The 21,425-nt window shown below is 72.6% G+C and carries 22 protein-coding genes and 2 pseudogenes; 14 read left to right on the forward strand and 10 right to left on the reverse strand.

What is annotated here, in order from left to right; translation table 11 throughout:
• The first annotated feature begins 235 nt into the window (after window positions 1–235).
• From AB0F71_RS16705 to AB0F71_RS16715, 3 genes are all read left to right on the forward strand, one after another.
• Entirely contained in the window at window positions 236–970 is a 735-nt protein-coding gene (locus AB0F71_RS16705) for an NUDIX domain-containing protein (protein ID WP_360234006.1), read from the forward strand.
• Between the two features lie 101 nt (window positions 971–1,071).
• A complete protein-coding gene (locus AB0F71_RS16710; RefSeq protein WP_360234009.1) occupies window positions 1,072–1,458 on the forward strand; it encodes a PadR family transcriptional regulator in 387 nt (128 codons plus the stop codon).
• Window positions 1,455–2,054, forward strand: coding sequence for a hypothetical protein (locus AB0F71_RS16715; RefSeq protein WP_360234012.1), 600 nt, complete (start codon window positions 1,455–1,457; stop codon window positions 2,052–2,054). The genes AB0F71_RS16710 and AB0F71_RS16715 overlap by 4 nt, the downstream gene beginning before the upstream one ends.
• A gap of 270 nt (window positions 2,055–2,324) precedes the next feature.
• On the opposite strand, the gene AB0F71_RS16720 is transcribed toward AB0F71_RS16715, so the two are convergent.
• Window positions 2,325–3,002 carry a DUF6461 domain-containing protein gene (locus AB0F71_RS16720; protein ID WP_360234015.1) on the reverse strand — a complete coding sequence of 226 codons (678 nt, stop codon included), beginning with the start codon at window positions 3,000–3,002 and terminating at the stop codon, window positions 2,325–2,327.
• A 268-nt stretch (window positions 3,003–3,270) separates the two neighbouring features.
• Here AB0F71_RS16720 and AB0F71_RS16725 point away from each other — a divergent pair, with 268 nt between their 5' ends.
• On the forward strand, window positions 3,271–3,444 hold the full coding sequence (locus tag AB0F71_RS16725) for a hypothetical protein (RefSeq protein WP_360234018.1): 174 nt from the start codon (window positions 3,271–3,273) through the stop codon (window positions 3,442–3,444).
• A gap of 398 nt (window positions 3,445–3,842) precedes the next feature.
• Here AB0F71_RS16725 and AB0F71_RS16730 read toward each other — a convergent pair whose 3' ends face one another.
• On the reverse strand, window positions 3,843–5,318 hold the full coding sequence (locus AB0F71_RS16730) for a cytosine permease (protein ID WP_360234021.1): 1,476 nt from the start codon (window positions 5,316–5,318) through the stop codon (window positions 3,843–3,845).
• 71 nt (window positions 5,319–5,389) lie between these two features.
• On the opposite strand from AB0F71_RS16730, the gene AB0F71_RS16735 reads away from it, so the two are divergent.
• The 4 genes from AB0F71_RS16735 to AB0F71_RS16750 all read left to right on the forward strand — a co-directional run bounded on the left by AB0F71_RS16735 (window position 5,390) and on the right by AB0F71_RS16750 (window position 10,893).
• The gene (locus AB0F71_RS16735; RefSeq protein WP_360234024.1) at window positions 5,390–6,094 is read left to right on the forward strand and encodes a TetR family transcriptional regulator C-terminal domain-containing protein; all 705 of its coding nucleotides are present in this window, start codon (window positions 5,390–5,392) and stop codon (window positions 6,092–6,094) included.
• Between the two features lie 60 nt (window positions 6,095–6,154).
• A complete protein-coding gene (locus AB0F71_RS16740) occupies window positions 6,155–7,810 on the forward strand; it encodes an amidohydrolase (protein WP_360234027.1) in 1,656 nt (551 codons plus the stop codon).
• A gap of 303 nt (window positions 7,811–8,113) precedes the next feature.
• On the forward strand, window positions 8,114–9,511 hold the full coding sequence (locus AB0F71_RS16745; protein WP_360234030.1) for an erythromycin esterase family protein: 1,398 nt from the start codon (window positions 8,114–8,116) through the stop codon (window positions 9,509–9,511).
• 221 nt (window positions 9,512–9,732) lie between these two features.
• Window positions 9,733–10,893 carry an MFS transporter gene (locus tag AB0F71_RS16750; protein WP_360234076.1) on the forward strand — a complete coding sequence of 387 codons (1,161 nt, stop codon included), beginning with the start codon at window positions 9,733–9,735 and terminating at the stop codon, window positions 10,891–10,893.
• 42 nt (window positions 10,894–10,935) lie between these two features.
• Here the strand turns inward: AB0F71_RS16750 and AB0F71_RS16755 are convergent, their stop codons facing one another.
• Window positions 10,936–11,970, reverse strand: coding sequence for an alpha/beta hydrolase (locus AB0F71_RS16755; protein ID WP_360234032.1), 1,035 nt, complete (start codon window positions 11,968–11,970; stop codon window positions 10,936–10,938).
• Window positions 11,971–12,012: 42 nt separating this feature from the next.
• Here AB0F71_RS16755 and AB0F71_RS16760 point away from each other — a divergent pair, with 42 nt between their 5' ends.
• Window positions 12,013–12,495: a MarR family transcriptional regulator gene (locus tag AB0F71_RS16760; RefSeq protein WP_360234035.1), complete on the forward strand. Its 483-nt coding sequence runs from the start codon at window positions 12,013–12,015 to the stop codon at window positions 12,493–12,495.
• A 285-nt stretch (window positions 12,496–12,780) separates the two neighbouring features.
• On the opposite strand, the gene AB0F71_RS16765 is transcribed toward AB0F71_RS16760, so the two are convergent.
• The 4 genes from AB0F71_RS16765 to AB0F71_RS16780 form a co-directional block, all read right to left on the reverse strand.
• Complete coding sequence (locus tag AB0F71_RS16765; RefSeq protein WP_360234038.1) at window positions 12,781–13,260, reverse strand: tectonin domain-containing protein; 480 nt, start codon at window positions 13,258–13,260, stop codon at window positions 12,781–12,783.
• A gap of 292 nt (window positions 13,261–13,552) precedes the next feature.
• On the reverse strand, window positions 13,553–13,798 hold the full coding sequence (locus AB0F71_RS16770; protein WP_360234041.1) for a hypothetical protein: 246 nt from the start codon (window positions 13,796–13,798) through the stop codon (window positions 13,553–13,555).
• A 293-nt stretch (window positions 13,799–14,091) separates the two neighbouring features.
• Window positions 14,092–14,481: a hypothetical protein gene (locus AB0F71_RS16775; RefSeq protein ID WP_360234044.1), complete on the reverse strand. Its 390-nt coding sequence runs from the start codon at window positions 14,479–14,481 to the stop codon at window positions 14,092–14,094.
• 567 nt (window positions 14,482–15,048) lie between these two features.
• Complete coding sequence (locus AB0F71_RS16780; RefSeq protein ID WP_360234046.1) at window positions 15,049–16,059, reverse strand: aldo/keto reductase; 1,011 nt, start codon at window positions 16,057–16,059, stop codon at window positions 15,049–15,051.
• Window positions 16,060–16,381: 322 nt separating this feature from the next.
• Between AB0F71_RS16780 and AB0F71_RS16785 the strand changes: the two genes are divergently transcribed.
• The gene (locus tag AB0F71_RS16785; RefSeq protein ID WP_360234079.1) at window positions 16,382–17,233 is read left to right on the forward strand and encodes an IS5 family transposase; all 852 of its coding nucleotides are present in this window, start codon (window positions 16,382–16,384) and stop codon (window positions 17,231–17,233) included.
• 125 nt (window positions 17,234–17,358) lie between these two features.
• A complete protein-coding gene (locus AB0F71_RS16790; protein ID WP_360234049.1) occupies window positions 17,359–17,784 on the forward strand; it encodes a BrxA/BrxB family bacilliredoxin in 426 nt (141 codons plus the stop codon).
• 203 nt (window positions 17,785–17,987) lie between these two features.
• Here the strand turns inward: AB0F71_RS16790 and AB0F71_RS16795 are convergent, their stop codons facing one another.
• Entirely contained in the window at window positions 17,988–18,185 is a 198-nt protein-coding gene (locus AB0F71_RS16795; RefSeq protein ID WP_360234052.1) for a hypothetical protein, read from the reverse strand.
• 241 nt (window positions 18,186–18,426) lie between these two features.
• Complete coding sequence (locus AB0F71_RS16800; protein ID WP_360234055.1) at window positions 18,427–18,615, reverse strand: hypothetical protein; 189 nt, start codon at window positions 18,613–18,615, stop codon at window positions 18,427–18,429.
• A 71-nt stretch (window positions 18,616–18,686) separates the two neighbouring features.
• Between AB0F71_RS16800 and AB0F71_RS16805 the strand changes: the two genes are divergently transcribed.
• A complete protein-coding gene (locus tag AB0F71_RS16805) occupies window positions 18,687–19,196 on the forward strand; it encodes a hypothetical protein (RefSeq protein ID WP_360234058.1) in 510 nt (169 codons plus the stop codon).
• 52 nt (window positions 19,197–19,248) lie between these two features.
• On the opposite strand, the pseudogene AB0F71_RS16810 reads toward AB0F71_RS16805, so the two are convergent.
• Window positions 19,249–20,286: pseudogene (locus AB0F71_RS16810) on the reverse strand (medium chain dehydrogenase/reductase family protein).
• Window positions 20,287–20,405: 119 nt separating this feature from the next.
• Here AB0F71_RS16810 and AB0F71_RS16815 point away from each other — a divergent pair.
• Together AB0F71_RS16815 and AB0F71_RS16820 are read left to right on the forward strand one after the other, a co-directional pair.
• A complete protein-coding gene (locus AB0F71_RS16815; RefSeq protein ID WP_360234061.1) occupies window positions 20,406–21,047 on the forward strand; it encodes a TetR/AcrR family transcriptional regulator in 642 nt (213 codons plus the stop codon).
• A gap of 68 nt (window positions 21,048–21,115) precedes the next feature.
• Window positions 21,116–21,316 (forward strand): annotated as a pseudogene (locus AB0F71_RS16820) (hypothetical protein); the annotation flags it as partial.
• Window positions 21,317–21,425 lie beyond the last annotated feature (109 nt).

A 21,425-nucleotide genomic window follows, 5' to 3' on the forward strand; every position in this document is an offset into this window, starting at 1 on the left:
GACCCTAGGGGCCCGGGCGCGGCGACGCCCGTCGGAATCTCCGGACGGAGGGCGTGCGCCGGACGGACTGCCATCGGCCGACCGGGTGAGGGCGCGGGGTTGGGTGCGCCGCGTCCGGGGTCGGGGGCCGGGTCGGGTGCGCTGCGGGTACGTCGCGGGTACGCCGCAGGCAGTTCGGGAGTCCGCCGCCGCGACACGGCGGGGACCGCGGGGCACCGTCGAAACGGAGGGCACGTTGAGCACCGACAGCGATTTCGAGAGCGTGGACGTCTTCATCACCACCGGCCGGCAGGAGGTCCTGCTCCAACTGCGCGACGACAGGCCCGACATCCCGTGGCCCGACCACTGGGTGGTCCCCGGCGGCCACCGCGAGCCCGGCGAGACGCCGTACCGCACGGCGGTGCGCGAACTGCGCGAGGAGACCGGGCTGGACGTGCCCGGGCTGCTCCCCTTCCACCCGGTCCTGGCCGCCACCGACCCGGAGGGCCGGCGCCGCCGCGCCTTCCACGCCCTGGTCGACGTCGACCCGGCGGAGCTGGTCCTCGGGGAGGGCCGGGAACTGCGGCTGGTCCCCTTCACCGAGGCCCAGCGGATGAAGCTGCCGCCTGCGCTCAAGGGGTACCTGCGGCAGCTGGAGGCGCGGCTGGCGGTCGGGCGGACGCCGGAGTGGGCGGTGGTCGACGACATCCACCGCCACCTGTCCGAGCACCGGGCGGGCAGCGGACTGCCGTTACTGCCCCTCCAGGTGGTGAAGATCCAGGAGGAGGCCGGGGAGGTCGCCGAGGCCCTGCTCGGCGTGCTCGGCGCCAACCCGCGCAAGGGCGTCAGCCACACCGTGGCCGAGCTGCAGGGCGAGCTGTGCGACGTGATCACCGCGGCCATGGTCGCGCTGCGGGACACCACAGCGGACCCGGGCGCCGTCCTCGCCGAGCACCTGGCCGGCTGGCGGCCGGTGCGGCGGGAGGGGTAGTCCGCCCGCGACCGGCGTCGCTTTGCCTCCCGGCGGCCGCTCCCCGCCGTCGGGGCGCGCCCCCTGGCCGGTACCTTGCTTCGCCTGCTATCTTGCATTGCATGGTACCTGGCATCGCAAGCACCGACGGCGGCGACGAGCCCGGCGCGGTCGACGGTCCGGTCGCGACCCAGCTGCGCAAGGGCGTCCTGGAGTACTGCGTCCTCGCCCTGCTGCGCGACGGCCCGCGCTACGGGGTCGAGCTGCTCCAGGAGCTCGGCCGCCACCCGATGCTGGCGACCAGCCAGGGCACCATCTACCCGCTGCTGTCCCGGCTGCGCCGCGCCGGGCTCGCCGACACCTTCCTGCGCGACTCGGCCAGCGGCCCGTCCCGCCGGTACTACACCCTCACCGAGGCGGGGCGGAGCGCCCTGGCGGAGTTCACCGCGCTCTGGCCCGCCTTCCGCGCCACCATCGACCACGTCCTCGCCCCGGGAGAGCACCCGTGAACAACCCCGTCGACCACCCCTTGGTCCGCGCTCACCTCGACGCCGTCGCCCGCGGTACCGCCACACTGCCGCCCGAGCGCCGCCGCGAGCTGCTGGCCGACCTGCGCGAGCACATCGAGGTCTCGCTCACCGAGGTCCCGCTCGACGACGACGCCGTCCGCTCCGTCCTGGCGCAGCTCGGCACCCCCCGGCAGATCGCCGAGGCCGCCCTCGCCGAGGAGGGGCAGACGCCGCCCGCCCCGGAGTCGGCCCGCCGGACCAACCTCACCCTCGCGCTGGCCGTCCTCGCTCTGCCGGTCTCGCTGGTCCCGCTCGCCGGGCCCGTGCTCGGCTTCGCCGCGGCCGTCGTCGCGGCCGTCCGGGTGACCAGGTCCCGTCAGTGGACGCGCCGGGAGAAGCGGCAGGCCGCCGTGCTCATGGTCTCCCCACTGCTGCTCACGCCCGCGATCACGGTGGCGTTCACGCTGTTCTCCACGGGCCTCACCCCCAGCGCCCTGCTCCTCGCCTGCGCCCTGGGCTTCTGCCCGAGCCCGATCGCCGCGCTCCGACTGTCCCGCGCCGCCACTCGGGTGCGCACGGCGGACCTCCCCGCCTGAGGGCGGGGGCACCGGTCCTGTCCGGCCCGGCTCGGACCGGACCGGCCTCGACCCGCGAGTGGGCCATTCGGCACCCCTGCAAGGGAGTTGAGCTCGCCGGAACCTCCCGATCGGCACATGTGCGGGCGCCTGCTGGCGGGCGAGGATGACGGTCATCGGGGCCCCGCCGGTGGGGCCCCGGGAGGGAGCCCCGCTATGACTGCCATCACCACCGCCCCCACCGTCCCCATCGCGCCGCCGTCGCCCCTACTCGCATCCCCGCCGTCGGGCTCAGTGCAGTTCCAGCCCCGGCCTGCCACGCACCACGTACGCCGGCAGTCGTACCTCGCCCAGGACGGCCCGGGGCAGGCACAGCCCGAAGCGCCGCCCGACCGCACCGAGGGTCCGCCGCCGGACTCCGGCCGCGGGCGCACGCCCAGGGGTGCAGGAGGTGACGCCGTCCGCTTCCAGGACGTTCGCGGCGATCAGCTCCGGCACCAGCAGATCGGGCTGCCGGCCCCAGCGCCACCGCTCCTGCCCCAGGCCGAAGCCGCACAGCACGGCGCCGTCCCGGGCGTAGTCGAGCAGGGCGGGCGGCTGCTCCGGCATCGGCCGGAAGTGCACCACCTCCACGCCCTCGCGCGCTATCTCGGTGAGCAGTTCGCCGCCGGTGGAGTCCCCGTACTCGATCGCGAAGGACCAGCCGTCCGCCTCGCCGACCCGGATCACGCCGTCGCCGTCGTCACCGGGCCGGTAGACCTCGATGTCCAGGTCCCAGATCTCCCGCCCGCTGATCGGCCCGGTGGCGGCAGCCGGGTCGGCACCCATCCGGCGGGCGAGTTCCTCCGGCGGGATCCCGCGCGCGAACACCACTCCGCCCACCTCGCCATCGGCGTCCGCCAACCATTGGATGCCCTCACCGCCCCGCTCCTCGGCCCCGCGCGAACTGTCACCGATGACGTCGATCATGACGCCCCTCCCCTCGCGCCGGCCCTGAAATGGCCAGGCGCAGCCGGTCCGCACCCTAACCGAGATCGCCGACAGCCAACGGCGAACGGCCGGGCGGAGGGGCGGCCCCGAAGTGGAACTCACCTGGGGCGCACAACCGTTCGCCCGGCACCACCTCCGCCCGCCGCCGACCGTCCCGGCCTCCGCGATCCGACTGCGGTCGCTTGCGGCCGACGCGAGGGCACGACTACCGCCTGCGCCACGGCAGTTCCCCCGCCCCAGCCGCCGGGTGACTACACCGGACCTCGCTCGGGTCAAGCGCATCCGCAACACGGTGCGCCGGCCGGTCGGCCCGTGGACCTCAGCGGTTCACAACCTGCTCCGCCGTCCGGAGGCCGTCGGTCAGGAACACGCCCGCCGCGCGCTCGGCCTCGACGAGCAGGGCCGCGAGGTCCTGACCTGAATTCGCGGCGAATCCGGCCCGGGCGGTTGGGCCAGGTCGTCGACGACCGGGGCCTGATCACCTTCGCCCGCCTCCCGCGCGACGTGGCCTACGCGCTCGAGTACGTGGCACCGTTCCGCGACGACGACGTGTGCTGCGGTGGCTGCGCTACCCGCAGCCGCTCCGGGCCCGCCTCGCATGGAGCCGGGCCGACCGGCGCCCGGTCGATCCCTGAGGCACCACCCAACTCCTTTTCCAGCGAGGCGAACTGCCCTGCCGCCACCGTGACCACCCGGAAGTGGAGGACGACCGGTGAGCGGGCCGACGCGGGACGTCGGGCCGGCCGACCTCCCGCGCGCTGCCCACCCTCGGCCACCGTTGGCCCGCCGCCGGACCGACGGGGCCAACTGCCCCGAGCCTCAGCCCTTCCCGCGCGACACCACCCGCCGCATCAGCAGGGCGTAGACCACGGCAGCGACCGCGATCCCGACCGGGAGGGCCAGGTCGACGCCGGTCAGCGCCGCGACCGGGCCGGTGTAGAGCGTGTCGACGCAGAGGGCCGAGGTCGTCACGCCCGCCACCAGGGCAAGCGCACCGGCCGGGTTGACGCCCGCGCGGTACCAGAACGGGCTGCCGGGCGACTCGTCGGTCAGCGCCCGCCCGTCGTAGCGGTTGCGGCGCAGCAGGATGTCCACGGCGTAGATGGCGGTGCTGGGGCCGAGGAGGACGACGGTCAGTTGGAGCACGTTGCTGACCGTGTCCAGGAAGTTGGAGACCAGCAGCGCGTAGAGGGTCAGCGCGACCGCGACCGTGCCGTCCACCAGGACGCTGAGCGTGCGGCGGATGCGGATGCCCACGGCCTGGAGGGCGAGGCCGGCGCTGTACGCAGTGAGGGCGTTGACGGCGACGGTGCCGATGACCAGTGAGAGGAGGAAGACCGGGTTGAACCAGCCGGGCAGGATCGTCTGGAGCGCGGCCTGCGGGTCGGTCATGTCGACGGCGGTTGCCCCGACCACGCCAAGGCCGCCGACCACGACGCTGGGCAGGAACCCGCCGAGGGCGGTCCAGCCGAGCACGGCACGCGGGGAGGTGTCGGCCGGCAGGTAGCGGGAGAAGTCGGCGCTGGTGGTGTACGAGAGCGGCCCGGAGGCAATGAGGGTGACTCCGGCCAGGACGGCCGCCCACATCCCGCTGCCGCTGAGCGGCTGGGGCTGGGGCTGGGGCTGGCTCCAGCCGAAGTCGGCATGCCGGAGGATCGCGTATCCGACGACGGCGAAGGCGGCGGCGAGGACCAGCGTGATCGGCAGGTAGAGCCGCACGATCATGGCGTGCCCGTACACGCTGATGGTCAGCGTGAGCACCACGATCGCGATCACGATGGCGATCTTTATCGGGGTATTCGGGGTGATCCCGACCTGCTCGGCGAGGGAGAACGCCGCGACGGCGGCCGCCGCGAGGTTCAGCGCGAAGTAGCAGACGGAGATCATCCACCCGGTGACTGCGTTGTTCACCCGGTTGCCCCGGACGCCGTACAACGCCCGCGTGATCACCTCGCTGGGCGCGCCGGCGGCCGGTCCGGAGACGGCCAGCAGTCCGGTGCCCAGCCAGAACAGGTTGCCGACCACGACCACCGCGAAGGCCTCCCAGAGGCTGAGCCCGCTCAGCACCAGGGCGCCGCCGACCACCAGGTTGAGGTAGTTGACGCTGGCCGCCGCCCAGACCGCGAAGAGTTCACGGGCGCGACCCCTCCGTTCCGTCTCGGGGATGTGGTCGATGCCGTGGACCTCGACCCGCCCGGCCCGGTCCTGTGGGGACTGCGCGGACTGCGCGGACTGGGGGAGCGGTGGTCCGGTGGGGGAGTCGGACTGGGGGTGGTCCGGGAGCGTGGACGCCATTGGGGGCCCTCCGTGGGGGTGTCGTGCCCACCTGCTTGCTTATTGGTCGCACACTCAATAGCATCCGGCACATGACGTCAAGCGTTCAGCGCAAACGGATCCGGAAGTCCCCCGACGACCGCCGCGCGGAGATCGTCGAGGCCGCAGCCACCGTCGCCCTCACCGAGGGCCTGGAGTGCATCACCCTGCGTCGGATCGCCGAGCAACTCGACGTCAGACCCGGCCTGATCAGCCACTACTTCCCGGCCGTGGAGGACTTGGTCGCCGAGGCCTTCGGCAGCGCCGCCACCGCCGAACTGGAGTCGCTGCTGCCCGCCGACCCGCCGGACGGCTCCTCGCTCAACCACCTCGCCCGTTTCTTCGCCCGCACCACCGGCCCGGCGTACGACGACATGAGCCGCCTCTGGCTCAACGCCCGCCACCTCAGCCGCTACCGTCCCGTCCTGCGCGAGCGCGTACTCGGCCAGGAGTCGCTGTGGCGGGGTCGGCTCACCGGCGCCGTCCGGGCGGGCGTCGAACGGGGCGAGTTCCGCACCGAGGACCCGGACCTCACGGCCATCCGCATCCTGGTGGTGATCGACGGCCTCGCCTCCCACGCCAACACCGGCCTGGGCAACCACCCCTCGGCCGTCATCCGGCTGGCCGCCGCCACCGCCGAACGCGAACTCGGCCTGGCGGACGGCACGCTGGCCCTCGCCACCGAGCCGGAACCCGCCACCGCCGAACCCGGATCCCCCACCACCGAGCCCGGATCCGGCACCGAAGAGCAGTCCTGACCCCACCTCCCCCTCCCACGCTCCACCCCTCCCCCACCCCGCACCACCGCTGGAGTCGACGTGCGAACCTCCCTGGTCCTCCTCTCCGCCCGACTGCTCGACCCCGCGTCCGGCGGCTTCCTCCCGCAGACCGCGCTCGCCGTGGTCGACGGCCGGATCGCCGCGCTGGGCGACGACCAGACGATCCGCGAACTCGCCGACGCCGCAACGACGGTGATCGACCTCAAGGGCGCCGTGGTCACCCCCGGCCTGGTCGACGGCCACCTCCACCCGGTCACCGGCGCCGAACTCACCCACAGCCTGGACCTCTCCGGCTGCACCGACCTGCCGTCCGTCCGCGCTGCCCTCGCCGCCGAGGTCGAGCGCCTCGCCCCGGGCGCCTGGCTGCACGCCTGGGGCCTGGACCCGAACGCCTTCGGCGACCGCCCGGTCGGGTCCGCCGTCCTCGCCCCCGTCCTCGACGGCGTCCCCGCACTGCTCCAGCTCTTCGACGCCCACTCCATGCTCGCCAGCCCGCGCGCCCTGGAACTGGCCGGTGTGGACGGTCCGCGCACCTTCGCCCAGGCCGCCGAGGTGGTCTGCGACGCCGCCGGCCGCCCCACCGGCCTGCTGCTGGAGGACGCGGCCTGCGAACTGGTCGAACGCGCCGCCCCGCAACCCACCCGCGCCGAGCGCCGGGAGCGCCTGGCCGCCGCCCTGCGCGCCATGGCCGCGAACGGCCTCACCGGCGGCCACGCGATGGACGCGGGCGGCGACAGCCTCGCCCTCTACGCCGAGCTCGACGAGGCGGGCGACCTGCCGCTGCGCCTGCGGGTCGCCCCCTGGTGCCAGCCCGGCGTGGACCAGGACGGGCTGGACGCGCTGGTCGAACTCCAGGGCCGCAGTGGAAAGTTGTGGCGGGTGGACGGCGTCAAGCTGTTCATGGACGGCACGATCGACAACGGCACCGCCTGGCTGGAACGCCCGGACTGCCACGGCGAGTCCACCCACGCCTTCTGGCCCGACCCGGCGCACTACACCCAGGTGATCGGGCAGCTGCACCGCGCCGGCGTGCCGACGGCCACCCACGCCATCGGCGACGCCGCCGTCCGCCACGCCCTCGACTCCGTCGAGCAGGCCACCTCGACGGCCACCGCGACCGCCACGCCGACCGTCCCGACCACCATCCCCGTCCGACACCGGATCGAACACATCGAGACCGTCCCGGACGAGATGCTGCACCGCTTCGCCGAGCTGGGCGTGATCGCCTCCATGCAGCCCACCCACTGCTGCGACTTCACCCGCGCCGACCACACCGACAACTGGTCCCGCCGCCTGGGCGAGGAGCGCGCCGACCGGGCCTGGCGCTGCCGCGACCTCTGGGACGCGGGCGCCACCGTCGTCCTCGGCTCCGACTGGCCGATCGCCCCCTACCCCCCGCTGGGCGTCATGGCGGGGGCCCGCCACCGCCGCCCCACCCGCGACCTCGGCCAGCCCCCGCACAACCCCGGCCAGGCCCTCACCGCCCTGGAGGCGCTGCGCGCGATGACCGTCAACCCGGCCTTCGCGGCGGGCGAGGAACAGCTCGCGGGCCGGATCGCGGTCGGCCACCGGGCCGACCTCACCGTCCTCGCCGCCGACCCCCTGGCCACCCCCGCCACCGAGCTGGCCGAGGTCCCGGTGCTGCTCACCCTCCTGGACGGCCGCCCCACCCACCGCGCCGACCGGCTCGGCTGACCCGGAGCACCGGGCGCACCCGAAGCACCCGAAGCACCCGCACCCGCACCCGCACCCGCACCCGGAGCACCCGAACCAGGGCGGGCCGCCCCCGCCCCCCCGCCTACCAGCAGCCCGCCCGTCCGTCCAGGTGGCCCCAGGGGAACCGTCCAGGTGCCCCCAAGGGGCCTGGGCGGGTGGGGTCTGCCCCCCGGAGAACCTGGCGGCCCTCCCCAGCGCGCCCCACCCCCTCCTCGGCAGAGGATTCTCTCACCGGCCCACACCGCCGGACGAGTTGAACCGACGAGCCGTGGAGTAGCCATCATGACCGTGACCCGGACCCCGATCGACCGACGGACCCTGCTGACCGCCACCACGGCGACGGCGACCGCCGCCCTGCTCATCCCGGCGACGGCCACCACCGCTACCGCTGCGGCGGCCACCACCGCAGCCGCCGGCCCGACGGCCTCCCGGCCGGTCCCGCAGACCTCGGCGGTCTCCGCCGAACTCGACCGGATCGCCCACCCGTTGCGCTCCACCGAGCCCGACGCCCCGGCCGCCGGGCTGCGGGCGCTGGGCGCGATGATCGGCGACGCCCGGGTGGTCGGCCTGGGCGAGGCCACCCACGGCTCGCACGAGTTCTTCACCATGAAGCACCGGGTGTTCCGCTACCTGGTCGAGGAGAAGGGCTTCACCACCTTCGCCCTGGAGGCCAGTTGGTCGGCAGGCCTGCTGATCGACGCGTTCGTGCAGGGCCAGGGCGACGGCGACGCCCGTACGCTGGTGCGCCGGGTGATGGCCGGATCGCCCTGGCAGCGGCGGGAGTTCGCCGACCTCATCAGCTGGATGCGGGCGTACAACCGGAGCGGCCCGCAGCACCCGGTGCACTTCGTGGGCACCGACCTCGGCTTCCCCGCGATCGGCGAGCAGCCCTTCGCCGAGGTCACCGCCTACCTGCGGAAGGCCGCCCCCGCCTCGCTGGCGAGCGTCGAGCAGTCCTACGCCGCCCTGCGGCCGTTCACCGACGCCATCGGCTACCTCAGCCGCACCCCGCTGCCCGAGCGACGGCGCAACGCGGACCTGGCCCAGCAGGCGCTGGACCTGGTCACCGCCGCCGGCCGGGACGGCGACGCGGACTACGAGTGGGCCGTCCAGCACGCCCGCAACATCGCCCGGACCTTCGCCTTCACCATCATGCAGGTCGACGACAGCACCTCCGTCGTCGCCGCCCAGGTGCTCCGCGACCGGGCGATGGCCGACAACACCCTGTGGTGGCAGCGCCGCCACGGCGGCAAGGTGCTGCTCTCGGCGCACAACGGCCACGTCGGTTACCGGTCCGGCGACCCGGTCCTCTACCCCACGCCGCAGGGCGCCCACCTGCGCGAGGCGCTCGGCGCCGGCTACGTCGGCATCGGCTTCACCTTCGGCAGCGGCTCCTTCCTCACCGAGGCCGACGCCTTCGCCGACGACTGGCGCAGCACCACCGTGCCGCCGGCCACCCTCGGCATGAACGAGTACCTCCTCGACCGGGTCCGCCCCCGCGACTACTACCTCGACCTGCGCCAGGCCCCGCCCGCCGCCCGCACCTGGCTCGACACCGCCCGCCCCACCTACGACGCCGGCACGACCTTCACCAGCACCCCGCTGCCCACCCTCGCCCTCGGCGGCAGCTACGACGTGCTGATCCACCTCCACCGGGTCCGCGCGGCCGACAAGCTCTGAGCACTCCCTCGCCTCACCGCGACACCAGTCGCCCGCCCCGCACGGGGCCGGCGGGTCAACGGCGGCGCCGGAGGCGACCGCAGCGGAAGCGGCACCCACGCCGTACGGCCGGTCGGCCCAGTGTGCGCCCGCATGCCGTGGGCCCGTACCGTCCGGGTGCCTATCGTGGGTTGGTGACTGATCATCGCACTGCCGGTCCCGTCGTCGGCGGGGCGGGTTACCTGCTCGCCGCCTTCGCCTTCGCGGTCTGCATGACCGGGACCACCCTGCCCACCCCGCTCTACGGGCTCTACCAGGAGCGGATCGGCTTCTCCGAACTGACGGTGACGGTGGTGTTCGCCGTGTACGCCTTCGCGGTGATCGGGGTGCTGCTGCTGGTCGGGAACGTGTCCGACAGCGTCGGGCGCCGGCCCGTGCTGTTGTGCGGACTGGTCAGCGCGGCCCTGAGCGCAGTCGTGTTCCTGGCCGCGGACAGCGTGCTGCTGCTCTGCCTGGGGCGGCTGCTGTCGGGGCTGTCGGCGGGGGTGTTCACCGGCACCGCCACGGCGTACGTGCTGGAGCTGGCACCGCCGGGGCGCCGGGGGCGCGCGGGCTTCGTCGCGACGGCCGCCAACATGGGCGGCCTGGGCTGCGGCCCGCTGGTGGCGGGGCTGCTCTCCCAGTACGCGCCGCACCCCTTGGTGCTGCCCTTCGTAGCACACCTGGTGCTGCTGGCCGCCGCCTTCGGCGTGCTGCTGCGGCTGCCGGAGACGGTGGTCGGCGCCCGTCCGCTGCGCACCGCCCGGCCGGTCCGGCCCAGCCTGCCCCCGGAGGTGCGGCGGGTTTTCCTGGCGGCCGGGATCGCGGCCTTCGCCGGGTTCTCCCTGCTGGGGCTGTTCACCTCCGTCGCCCCGGCCTTCCTCGCCGAGGGGCTGGACGTGCACAACCGCGCACTGGTCGGCCTGATCGTCTCGTCCGCCTTCCTGGCCTCGACCCTCGGTCAGCTGCTCGTCCCCCGACTGGGCACCGCACGGGCCGTGCCGCTGGGCTGCCTGGTGCTGATCGCCGGTCTGGCGCTGCTGGCGGGTTCGCTGGCGTGGGCCGTCCTGGCGCTGCTGGTGTCGGCCGCGCTGGTGGGCGGCGTCGGGCAGGGCATGGGGCTGCGCGGCGCGGTGGGCGAGGTCGCCGCCGCGAGCCCGGCGGAGCACCGCGGCGGGGCGCTCTCGGCCCTCTTCGTGGTCGGCTACTTCGGCATCTCGATCCCGGTGATCGGCGTCGGGCTGCTCACCGGGCCGCTCGGCCTGGCCCACGCCGGCCTGGTGTTCGCCGCCTGCATGGCTCTGCTGGCCGCCGCCTCCGGCGCCTACCTGCTGCGCCTGTCACGGGCCGGGGCCGCGGTCTGACCCCAGCCCCGACCCGCGCCTGCTCGACCGGGGCCGGAGCGCCTACTCGGCCAAGGCCCGCGCGGCACCTCCGGCCCGGCCGGCCCGGAGCCGCTGGCGCAGGAAGAGGGCGGCGCGGTCGAGCGCCTCGTCCGCCTCGTCGAGGACGCCGGCGAAGGACTGGAACACGTGCGGAGCGTCGGCGGTGACGTCGAGGATGACGTCCACGCCCGCCTCGCGGGCCCGCGCGGCCAGGCGCGTGGAGTCGTCCAGCAGCAGTTCGTTGGCGCCGACCTGGATCAGCATCGGGGGGAAGCCGGTCAGGTCGGCGTGCAGGACGGGGCTGAGCAGCGGCTGCCGGGGGTCGGCCCCGCCCAGGTACATGGCTCCGGTGCGGTCGAGGGCGGCGCGGGTGAAGATCGGGTCGATGCCCTCCTTGGTCCGGATGCTCTCGCCGCTCCGGGTGGCGTCGAGGCCCGGGGAGAGGAGCAGCAGGGCGGCGGGCAGCGGCAGGCCCGCGTCCCGGGCGGCGAGGCAGGTGGTGACGGCGAGTCCACCGCCGGCGGAGTCGCCCGCGAAGACGATGGCGGCCGGGTCCCCGCCCCGGTCGAGGAGGGCCCGGTAGGCGCTCAGGCAGTCCTCGACGGCGGCCGGGAAGGGGTGTTCGGGGGCCAGCCGGTAGTCCGGCGAGTACGCCCCGACACCGGTCCTGGCCACCAGGTTCCCGGTCAGCGAGAGGGCGGTCTCGGGGGAGCCGAAGACCCAGCCGCCGCCGTGGAAGTACAGGATCGTCGCCCCCGACCCGCCCTGCGTCCCGTCCCCGCCCTGCGTCCCGTCCCCGGCCCCGCCCTCCGTCCCGCCCTCGGAAGCACGATCCGAGCCGCCCGCCGGACCGCTTCCCTCCGGGCCTTTGGGCCGGACCCGCAGGGCCGGCCGGCCGCCGAGGGTGGTCGGCTCGGTGCGGATGGCGTCGTGGGGCACGATCATTCCCGCCATCAGGGCCCGGAAGCCGGCCCGGATCTCCTCCACCGACCGCGGCCCGGTCGACGCCGACTGCCGCAGCATCGCGTCGACCTGGCTGCGCTGCTCCCTGCTCATGGGCACACTCCTGCCTGAGTAGCTTCCCGTACACTATATGCCGTGGAAGATACATTGAACGGCGCCCCCGCCGCAGCCGGCCTCGCCGGGTTCTTCGCCGACCTGGTGCGGTGCGAGACGCGGCTGTACAACGCCCTCAACGACCGGCTCCGCGAGCGGCACGGGATCGTCACCTCGCAGTACGAGTTCCTGGGCTACCTGCACCGCCACCCAGGGTGCCGGGTGGCCGACCTCGCCGCCGAGTTCGCCATCGGGGTCGGGGCGACCAGCAAGGGCATCGACCGCCTGGAGAAGCAGGGGTGGGCCGCCCGCCGGCCGAACCCGGCGGACCGCCGGTCCTCGCTGCTGGTCCTGACCGAGGAGGGCACCCGGCTCGTCGAGGCGGCGGAGCGGACCGTCACCGAGGGCCTGGCCGAACTGCTCTCGGACACCCTCGACGCCGCCGCGCTGTCCTCGGCGGCCGGGGCCCTGGCCACCCTGCGCGCCGCCCTCGAACGCGAGCAGGTCGGCATCCCCACAGGCTGAATCAACGCAGCCGGCCGGCGGGGCCCGGGAACGGCGACCACGCCGGTCGCGACCACGACCGGTGCGGCTCCCTTGGTCGTTGTAGGCGGCGCTTCTGTCAACTTGTGCTGTGCTGTTCCTCCTACGAGCTCACATCAAGACGAACCCGCCCCGCACCGAGGCCGGTGCGGGGCGGGCGATGTTGTTGTGCTGTTACTCCGGCGTGGTCCGCATGGAGCCTGGCCGGGGAGGTGCGGGTGTCTGGTCGACCTCGGTCAGGGACACGCGCGGCCTTGCCAGGATGGGTCAGCTCGGCTGGTCGCCGATGTAGCGGTAGATCTCGCCGGCAGCGTTGATGTGCCACGCGTTGCCATCGGCCCCGGCGGCGATGTCGATGGCGGTGCCGGCGATCTTGACCCAGGTGTTGGTGCCGCCGGCGTCGTTGTTGGTGTACCTGTAGATGCTGCCGGCGGGGTCGACGCCCCACACGTTCGTCCGGGAGCCCACCGCGATGCGCTTGAGGCTGCCGCTGACGCTCCTCCACGGGTTCGAGCTGTCCTGGTCCCCGATGTACCGGAAGACCTGGTTGCCGCTGTTGACGCCCCACACGGTGCCGTCGGCGCCCGCGCCGATGTCGCTCAGCGCTCCGGGGATCTTGATCCACGGGTTGGCGTCGTTGTTGGTGTACCGGAAGATGGCGCTCGCGCCGTTCACACCCCACACCGTGGTGCGGGACCCCGCCGAGATGGCGGAGAGGCCACCAGCGAACTTCACCCAATCAGCCATTTCCAACTAGCCTTTCGTTGAGTGGTGTTGACAGTCATCATGGCCAACGGCCGAACCGACGAAGCGAGATAGTTTCTGCCCGAATGACTGATGTGGCGAGAATCTGATGTTTCACGTTCCGCCGCCTGGCGGAAGAGGGGTGCTGACAGCCTGGCACGGAGCGGATTGGGCCGAAGGAGCCGTCCCACTCAGGATCGATCGACGAAAGCGCCGGTTTATGCATCCGCCTACGAAGGGCCCGCCAACCGAGAGGCCCGAGCCCACGAACCACACCTCGCGCCGATTCAAGCACTCAACACCGCCCAGAAGCGCGAACTCCCCCAATCCCTATGGAGGTTTCATCGACGATCCCCAGCCCGGCGGCCACAGCCTCGCCCGGCGGCAGCGTCAGCGACGGCCGGTCGGGCTCGTAGGGGGTGGTCAGGCTGTCGATGGCGTACGCCGTCAGGTACGGGGAGACGGGCTCCGGGCGGGCCACGGTGACGGCGACCAGGCCCTGCGGGTCCACGTTGAACAGGTTTCGGGGCAGCAGGTCCATCCCCGCGACGATGTCCTCGAAGCGGCACCCTGCGCGGCAGGCCAGGCCCACCGACGGCCGGCCTCGTTGGACCGGGCGACGCGGCCGATGATCCCGGCGTCCGATGCCTGGTCGTCGGTGGAGCGACGGCGCAGGGTCAGGAACCGGTCGAACACGGGGCGATCGATCTTCACCGGGCGGAACTCGGCTCGGGCCGGGGTGATGTGCAGCACCGCCCCGGCATCCACCTTCGGGAACGCCTGGATCTTGCGGTCCACCGTGATCAGGTCGTCCGCGTGGGCGTAGGCCGCGAGCTACGCGGCGACCGAGGTGTTCACCGACTTGGAGGTCTTCAGGTCGCCCAGGACCGTCTTCCCCCCGATCTTCACCATGAAGTCGAGGCTGCCCGCGTACTCGTGCTCCCGCGACCAGGCCACGTCCTCCGCGAACAGCAGCTCCGGCTGGTACCGGTCGAGCCACGCCTCGATGTGCGGCACGTACGGCTCGACGTCGTGGTGCGGGTAGGGCACCTCTTCGCCGCGCAGCCGAAGCTCGAAGTAGTCGTGCACCAGCGAGCCGACGTCGGCGCGGACCTTGGTACAGCGCTTTGCCGCGTAGGTCAGGAAGTCAACGGCGGCCTGGCGGTCGCGGGCGGCGATGCGCTGGACCACCTCAAGGTCGGTGACAGCGGCCTCGGCGGCCATGCCGACCGCCCAGGTCTGGATTCGGACATGGGCTCTCGTTTCTGTTCCGGGGAATGCACAAGGCCCACCCCGGACGGGGGCGGGCCTGGATGTGACTTTGCTTCGCAGTTGGCCACTTCGGCAGGCCAGCTGGCCAGTCTTTCCCAGCTTGTTGGCCAGTCCGGGCGTCGCTCAGGAGCCCCAGCTCCCGGGGCAACGAGCGGCACGATTGTCCCGATAACCGCAATCTCCGGCTGCCTGGTCGCCACGGTCGGTGAAACCCGTTCCCTCGGGACTTCGCTAAGGGCGTCCGCCAGTAGGTGCTGCGGGTGCTGGCAGCAGGCAGGGCCGCATGGCCCGCTCCGCTCGCACCCTCCTTCTCCACGAAGGATTCGACGAGATCCGCCACCACCGCACCGGGCACTGACGCTGCCCACCACTGCGCCCCGCCCGCCCGGCCACCCTGGCCCGGCGAGCGGGGCGCCGCGCTGCGGGCAGATTATGCAGTTGCGCGCGACCGCCCGCAAGCACCGCCGGACCCAGAAGGCCGAGGCCAAGGACTCGTCGAAGGCCTGACGGTAGCCCGGACTACCGGGAGCCCGCCACAGGGCGCGACTTGTAGAAGGACTCCTCCAAGTAGGCGGCCTCGTGCGGCTGGTAGGGCTCCTCCAAGTAGGCGGCCTCGTCTTCGTCGAGTTCGACGTCCACCGCGGCGACCGCGTCGGCCAGCTGGGCCGGCTTGGTGACCCCGACGATGGGCGAGGTCACCGCCGGGTTGCGCATGACCCAGGCCAGGGCGACCTGGGCCGGGGACAGACCCCGCTTGCCCGCGATCTCGTGGACGCGCTCGGCCACTGCCTTGTCCCCGTCGCGGTAGAGGATCCTGCCGCCCTCGTCGGTCTCGGCACGCGCCGTGGCGGTCTCCCGGACCCGCGTCAGCCTGCCCCGCGCCAGTGGGCTCCACGGGATCACGCCGATGCCCTGGTCGGCGCAGAGCGGGAGCATCTCCCGCTCTGCTTCCCGGTGGATGAGGTTGTAGTGGTCCTGCATCGACACGAACCGGGTCCAGCCGTTCAGGTCAGCCAGGTACAGGGCCTTGGCGAACTGCCAGGCGTACATGGAAGAGGCTCCGATGTAGCGGACCTTCCCGGACTTGACCGCGTCGTGCAGCGCTTCGAGGGTTTCCTCGATCGGGGTGTCGTAGTCCCAGCGGTGGATCTGGTAGAGGTCGATGTAGTCGGTCCCCAACCGCTTCAGGGAGGCGTCGAGCTCGGCGAAGATCGCCTTGCGGGACAGCCCGGCGCCGTTCGGGCCGGGGCGCATCCGCATCCAGACCTTGGTGGAGAGAACGACCTCCTCGCGCCGGGTGAAGTCCTTGACCGCCTGACCGACGATCTCCTCGCTGCTTCCGGCGCTGTACCCATTGGCCGTGTCGAGGAAGTTGACGCCGCCCTCGAGGGCCTGCTTGATGATCTCCCGGCTGGCGTCCGCGCCCAGTGACCAGGGCTCGCCGCCCCGGTCCGGCTCGCCGAAGCTCATGCAGCCGAGGGCGATGGCGGAGACTTCCAGACCGGTCGTTCCGAGTTTGATGTATCGCATGCTTCGGAACCTAGGAGTTGGAGTGCGTTCTAACGCAAATTCGGAGGCGTGGGGCATGCGCGCCCTGTCAGGTTTCGACCGTTTCGGTCAGACGTACCAGAGAACCCAGTAGTAGCAAGTAGCGAACTGTCAATTCTCGGCCGAGCGCGTGGGGACTACTCAGCCCCCCCGACGGCAAACCGCCCTCGCGGGTCCGTCGCCACGACCGATCATCGCTCTTGCCAAGGGCGTCCGCCAGGAGGCGTGGTGGGCGGTAGCAGCAGAGCAGGCACGGCCTGCCCGATCATGGAGTTCTCTACGCTTCATGATCACCGGGGGATCCGTGCATGCCGTCCCATCACGCATTCTCGACCCGATCCGCAGCCAATTCCTCGCCCTGTTGCCTGTCCGCGAGGACCGGCACCCGCTGGGCTGCCACAACCCGCGCATCAGCGACGCCCTGGTCTTCGACCGCCTGGTGCAGGTCCTGGTCTTCGGCTGCGGATACGAACGAGTGGCCGACCACCTGTGCTCCGCCACCACCCTGCGCCGCCGCCGTGACGAGTGGATCGCCACCGGCGTGATGGAGACCCTGCGCCTGCTCGTCCTCGCCAGCTACGACCGGATGATCGGCCTCGAACTCGGCCACCTGTCCGCCGACGGCTGCATCACCAAGGCGCCGTCAGGCGGCGAGTGCGCCGGCAAAATCCCCGCCGACCGGGCCAAACTCGGCATGAAACGCTCGCAGTTGACGGACAGACACGGCATACCACTGGTCACCGACCCGGCACCGGCCAATACCCGCGACCACACCCTGCTGCCCGCCACCCTCGACCGCTTCGCCGCCCTGGAAGCAGCTTTAGGGCCGCTGCCCGCGGACCCACGCCTGAGCCTGGACGCAGGCTACGACTACAGCATGGTCCGCCAAGACCTCGACACCCGGCGGATCACCGGCAAGATCGCCAGGCTCGGCCCGAAGACCCCGATCCAGGCCGGCGGGCGCTGGGTGGTTGAGCGCACGAATTCCTGGATGAACAACTTCGGCAAGCTCCGCCGCTGCACCGAGCGGCGAAGAGCCTCCGTCGAGTTCTTCATTGCCCTGGCCAGCGTCATCATCACTGTCCGCTGCCTGATCCGACGCGCCTGGACCTGCTACCGCTGGGACACTCGCCCTCGAAGCCCCCGCATCCGGTGACCTACTGGCGGACGCTCTGAGCCACCCCCGCCACCAGCCAGACACAGTCTCCGGACCGTCCATCCAACCGAGCCATACCTCGATACGCTGAGCCACCAGACGTTCTCTCTCAGTGAGGAGTGGGCATGCCGTACCCACCGCAGATGGTCAAGGCGTTCAAGGAGGAGCTGACCAAGATCGGCTTCACCGACCTGGTCACCGCCGAAGCCGTGGACAGCGCGATGAAGAAGGCCGAGACCGGTGTCACCCTGGTGGCCATCAACTCCGTGAGTGGATGTGCGGCGGCCATCGCCCGGCCCGGCGTGCGCCTCGCCCTGGAGAACCCCGACCACCGCCCCGACCAGTTGCTCACGGTCTTCGCCGAGCAGGATCCGGAGGCGACGGCCCGGATGCGCTCCTACCTCGAGGACCTCCCGCCCTCCGACCCCTCCTTCGCCCTCTTCAAGGACGGCGAACTCGTCTACTTCATGCCCAGGTACCGCATCGAGAGCCGCGACGCCAACGCCGTCGCCGCCGACCTCGACAACGCATTCGACCAATTCGGCGAGTAGCCCATCCCACTCCGCGCACCCCGGCCCAGGAACCCCGGTGAAGCCCTGGGCCGGGAGCAGATCCTGAGAGGCCGCGCTGACCCGCTGCCACAGGAGGAGGATGCGGTCGGCCAGGAGCTCGGGTCCTCCCGCCCTCAACTGGCCGGGTAGCGCGAAAACCCTGGCCATCTACGGTGCACAGTCACACTGGAAGTGGCGGGTTGTCAGCCTGCGGCGGTGAGCGAGGGCAGGGTGTCCGTGAAGCCGGGCACCTCGGCCTCGACGCGGGCGTTCGCGGCCTGCTCGTCGGCCTCGCGCTCGTCCGGCGTCAGCGGGTCCGGCACGGGGGCGTAGATGAAGAGGACGTTCTCGATCGCGGTAGAGGTGCGGTCGATCGCGTCGAAGCGCTCGCGCAGGGTCATTCGGTGGCCTCCAGGGCTTCGCGGATTCGGGTGCGGAAGTCGGCGGACTCGGCCAGGACCCCGGCCGTCGTGTCCTTGCCGGATCTCGCCCGGCCGATCAGTGCGATGTTCTTCAAGGTCGCCTCACTCCTTCGCAACCGTTGAGCCGCGCCGGTTAACAACCGCGCCGACGGACCCGGGAACGCAGAGAGGCCCCGCCCTCCCTGGACAGGGAAGGCGGGGCCTCGGAGGTACCGCTCTGTCAGCTCAGCGAGTCCTCCAGCGCGAGCAACGCCGTACGGGTCTCCCGGAGTTCCTGGCGGAGCCGGTCCCGGGTCTGGGGGTCAAGCCCCTCGAAGGAGGCCGGGCTCAAGGCCGCGACTGCGCGGTGGACAGTGCTGACCACCTCGGGGCTGCGAGTCGGCGGGACCTCGCCGGCAGGGGCAAGCACGGCGGCCCCGATGGTCTGGAGCGCAGCCCGGCGGTGGTAGCCCTCAAGCCGAAGCTCTCTCCCCTACGCTGATGCCAGGCCCCGGGCAGCAGGCCCGGGCCGCCGGACCGATGCGCACCGACACCGGGGGGAACCGCGTGATCCGCGTACAGCAGCGCACCTACACCCTGATCCCGTGGCCGTGGCGGGTGATGTCCTGGGCCCAGGCCCCCGAGGGGCTGGAGTTCACCCTCTACGACGTCGTCGACCCGGTCGCGCCGCCCGTGCGCGGCGTCGAGGTGCCCGGCACCCCGGAGGAGGCCGCCCGCTGGAAGGCCGGCCACGACGCCTACCTGAGCCTGCTGCGCGAGGCCGAGGAGACCGTCCGGCACGCGCACGGCGTGCGCTGCCGGCCCGGGTTCATGGTCGACATGCGCTCGGTGCGCCTGCGCCGCTACGACCTGATGCCCCACCGGAGGTCCCGCTCCCGGCGGCTGTTCGCCGAGTGCCTGGACCGGATGCGCACCTACGAGGACGCCTACCGGCCGATCCTGGCGGAGATCGAGGCCCGCATCGCGGCGGCCTCCGCCGACACCGCCTGACCGACGGCGGGCCTGGCCGGGCCTGGCCGGGCCGGTGCAGAGCCGAGCCCGGTCAGCGGACGATGACGACCTTGCCCGCCACGGTGCGCGACTCGGCCAGGGCGAGCGCGGCCGCGGCCTCGTCGAGCGGGAACTCGGCGGCGATCTGCGCGCTGAGCGTGCCGTCGTCCAGCAGGGACAGCACCTGGGTGAGGTCCTCGCGCAGACGGGCCCGGAAGGCCTCCGGGCGGCGCCGGCCCGCCCAGAAGTTGTAGAAGTGCGCGGACCGGCCGTTGGGCAGGCCGTTCCACAGCGCCAGCCGGGCGAACAGCTACAACACCGGGAGCTGGGAGTTGCCGGCCTCGTCCTTGGTGGCGGCGGTTCCGTAGGACACCAGGACTCCGCCGCGGCGCAGCAGCGACCACGACTGCTCCAGCCCCGCGCCGCCGACGTGGTCGAACACCGCGTCGACGCCGTCCGGCGCGAGCTCCCGGATGCGCCGGTAGAGGTCGGGGTCGCGGTAGTCGACCGGGGTCGCCCCCAGGGCGCGAACGGTGTCGTGGTGCCGCGCGGAGGCCGTGCCGATCACCGCGATCCCGGCGTGCCGGGCGAGTTGGACCAGGGTCGAGCCGACACCACCGTTGGCGCCGAGTACGACGATCGTGCCTCCCCGGCGCACCTTCGCGGTCCGGTGCAGCATCTGCCAGGCCGTCACGCCGTTGACCACGACGGTCTCCGCGTCGGCGGCCGTCACGCCGTCCGGCACCGGGACGAGGTCGGCGGCGTCGAGCAGCAGATGGCTGGCCCAGGCGCCGGTCTTGGTGACGGCGGCGAAGCGGCGCCCGACCATCGCGGGGTCGGTGCCCGGGCCTGCGGCGACCACGGTGCCGACCACGTCGTAACCGGGCACGAAGGGGAACGGCGGCTGGTCGTAGTACTTGCCGCGACGCATCTGCTGCTCGGCGAAGGAGACCCCGGTGGCGTCCATCCGGAGCAGAACGTGGCCGGCGCTCGGCGGCGGGAGGTCGCGGGTGCGCAGCCGAAGGCCGCTCGGCTCGACCTCGCCCGGCAGGACGACCTCGGTGGCGTGGGTGACGACGGTGTTGTTCACGGTGTGCTCCGTTCGGCTCAGTGATGACGGTGGCGCTGGCTACGGCCGTAAAGTTACATGCGTAAGCTCACGGCTGACAAGAGCTGCCGCTCGTAAGTTTTCACCTGTAAGCTCACGCCATGGGAAACGAACCGAGCACAGCCCCCGTCCGCGCCCGCAACCGTCGCGGGGAAGGCGCCCGCCTGCGCGAGGACATCGTGGCCGCCGCAGTCGAACTGCTCGACGAGGCCGGCACCGAGACCGCCGTCACCCTGCGGTCGGTCGCCCGCCGGGTCGGGATCGCCGCCCCCTCGATCTACCGGCACTTCCCCGACCAGCCGGCCATCATGCTGGCCGTGGTGCGGCAGGCCTTCGAGCAGATGGAGGCCCGGCTGCGCGCCGCCGTCGACGCGGCCGACGACGACCCCCGGCAGCGGCTCACCGCCCTCTGCCACGCCTACCTGGAGTACTCCCGGGAGCACCCCGAGCGCTACCGCACCATGTTCGGCGGCGTCTGGGTGCCCGCGCTCCAGGACACCACCGTGACGGCGGACGACATGGGCGCCCTCGGCCAGGAGCTCCTGCACCTGTTCGTCGAGACCCTGGAGGCGTGCGTCGCCACGGGCGCGTCCACCAGCACCGACCCGTTCGCGGACACCGTGGCCCTCTGGCTGGGCCTGCACGGACTGGCCCACCAGCAGGCGGTCACGGTCGCCTTTCCGTGGCCGGAGGGCATCGCCGACCGGCTGATCGTCACGCTGGCGCACCTCAAGGCCGAGTAGCCGGGCGGCTGGAGAGCCGTGCCATCGGACAGCGGGACAGCCGAACGCCCGGCACCGGACGAACCGGTGCCGGGCGCGGCCCCGTTGCCTACGGACGGGCGGTGCTCAACGAGACCGACATCGACGTGAACCACGTCAACGACCTCGGCTGGACGGCCCTCCTGGAGGCGGTCCTGCTCGGTGACGGCGGCCCCGCGCACCGCGAGATCGTCGAGGTCATGCTCGCCCACCGCGCCGACCCCCGCCTCCCCGACGCCGACGGTGCTACCACCCGCACCCTGGCCTTGAGTTCTAGGGATCGTTGCAACGCCCCAGCTGGGGAGTGCAATGACCTTCGAGATCCGCGAGGACCGGCAGCCGCAGGGGCCCAGGAAGCTC

The sequence above is a fragment of the Kitasatospora sp. NPDC028055 genome (assembly GCF_040637885.1).
In the GTDB taxonomy this organism is placed as follows: domain Bacteria; phylum Actinomycetota; class Actinomycetes; order Streptomycetales; family Streptomycetaceae; genus Kitasatospora.

Excerpts from the sequence above, each read along its gene's own strand:
- AB0F71_RS16815 (WP_360234061.1), top strand. The coding sequence starts at position 20,406 with ATGGGAAACGAACCGAGCACAGCCCCCGTCCGCGCCCGCAACCGTCGC.
- AB0F71_RS16730 (WP_360234021.1), bottom strand. The coding sequence starts at position 5,318 with ATGGCGTCCACGCTCCCGGACCACCCCCAGTCCGACTCCCCCACCGGA.
- AB0F71_RS16780 (WP_360234046.1), bottom strand. The coding sequence starts at position 16,059 with ATGCGATACATCAAACTCGGAACGACCGGTCTGGAAGTCTCCGCCATC.
- AB0F71_RS16745 (WP_360234030.1), top strand. The coding sequence starts at position 8,114 with ATGACCGTGACCCGGACCCCGATCGACCGACGGACCCTGCTGACCGCC.
- AB0F71_RS16790 (WP_360234049.1), top strand. The coding sequence starts at position 17,359 with ATGCCGTACCCACCGCAGATGGTCAAGGCGTTCAAGGAGGAGCTGACC.
- AB0F71_RS16805 (WP_360234058.1), top strand. The coding sequence starts at position 18,687 with ATGCCAGGCCCCGGGCAGCAGGCCCGGGCCGCCGGACCGATGCGCACC.
- AB0F71_RS16765 (WP_360234038.1), bottom strand. The coding sequence starts at position 13,260 with ATGGCTGATTGGGTGAAGTTCGCTGGTGGCCTCTCCGCCATCTCGGCG.
- AB0F71_RS16710 (WP_360234009.1), top strand. The coding sequence starts at position 1,072 with ATGGTACCTGGCATCGCAAGCACCGACGGCGGCGACGAGCCCGGCGCG.
- AB0F71_RS16795 (WP_360234052.1), bottom strand. The coding sequence starts at position 18,185 with ATGACCCTGCGCGAGCGCTTCGACGCGATCGACCGCACCTCTACCGCG.
- AB0F71_RS16735 (WP_360234024.1), top strand. The coding sequence starts at position 5,390 with ATGACGTCAAGCGTTCAGCGCAAACGGATCCGGAAGTCCCCCGACGAC.
- AB0F71_RS16755 (WP_360234032.1), bottom strand. The coding sequence starts at position 11,970 with ATGAGCAGGGAGCAGCGCAGCCAGGTCGACGCGATGCTGCGGCAGTCG.
- AB0F71_RS16775 (WP_360234044.1), bottom strand. The coding sequence starts at position 14,481 with ATGGCCGCCGAGGCCGCTGTCACCGACCTTGAGGTGGTCCAGCGCATC.
- AB0F71_RS16720 (WP_360234015.1), bottom strand. The coding sequence starts at position 3,002 with ATGATCGACGTCATCGGTGACAGTTCGCGCGGGGCCGAGGAGCGGGGC.
- AB0F71_RS16770 (WP_360234041.1), bottom strand. The coding sequence starts at position 13,798 with ATGGACCTGCTGCCCCGAAACCTGTTCAACGTGGACCCGCAGGGCCTG.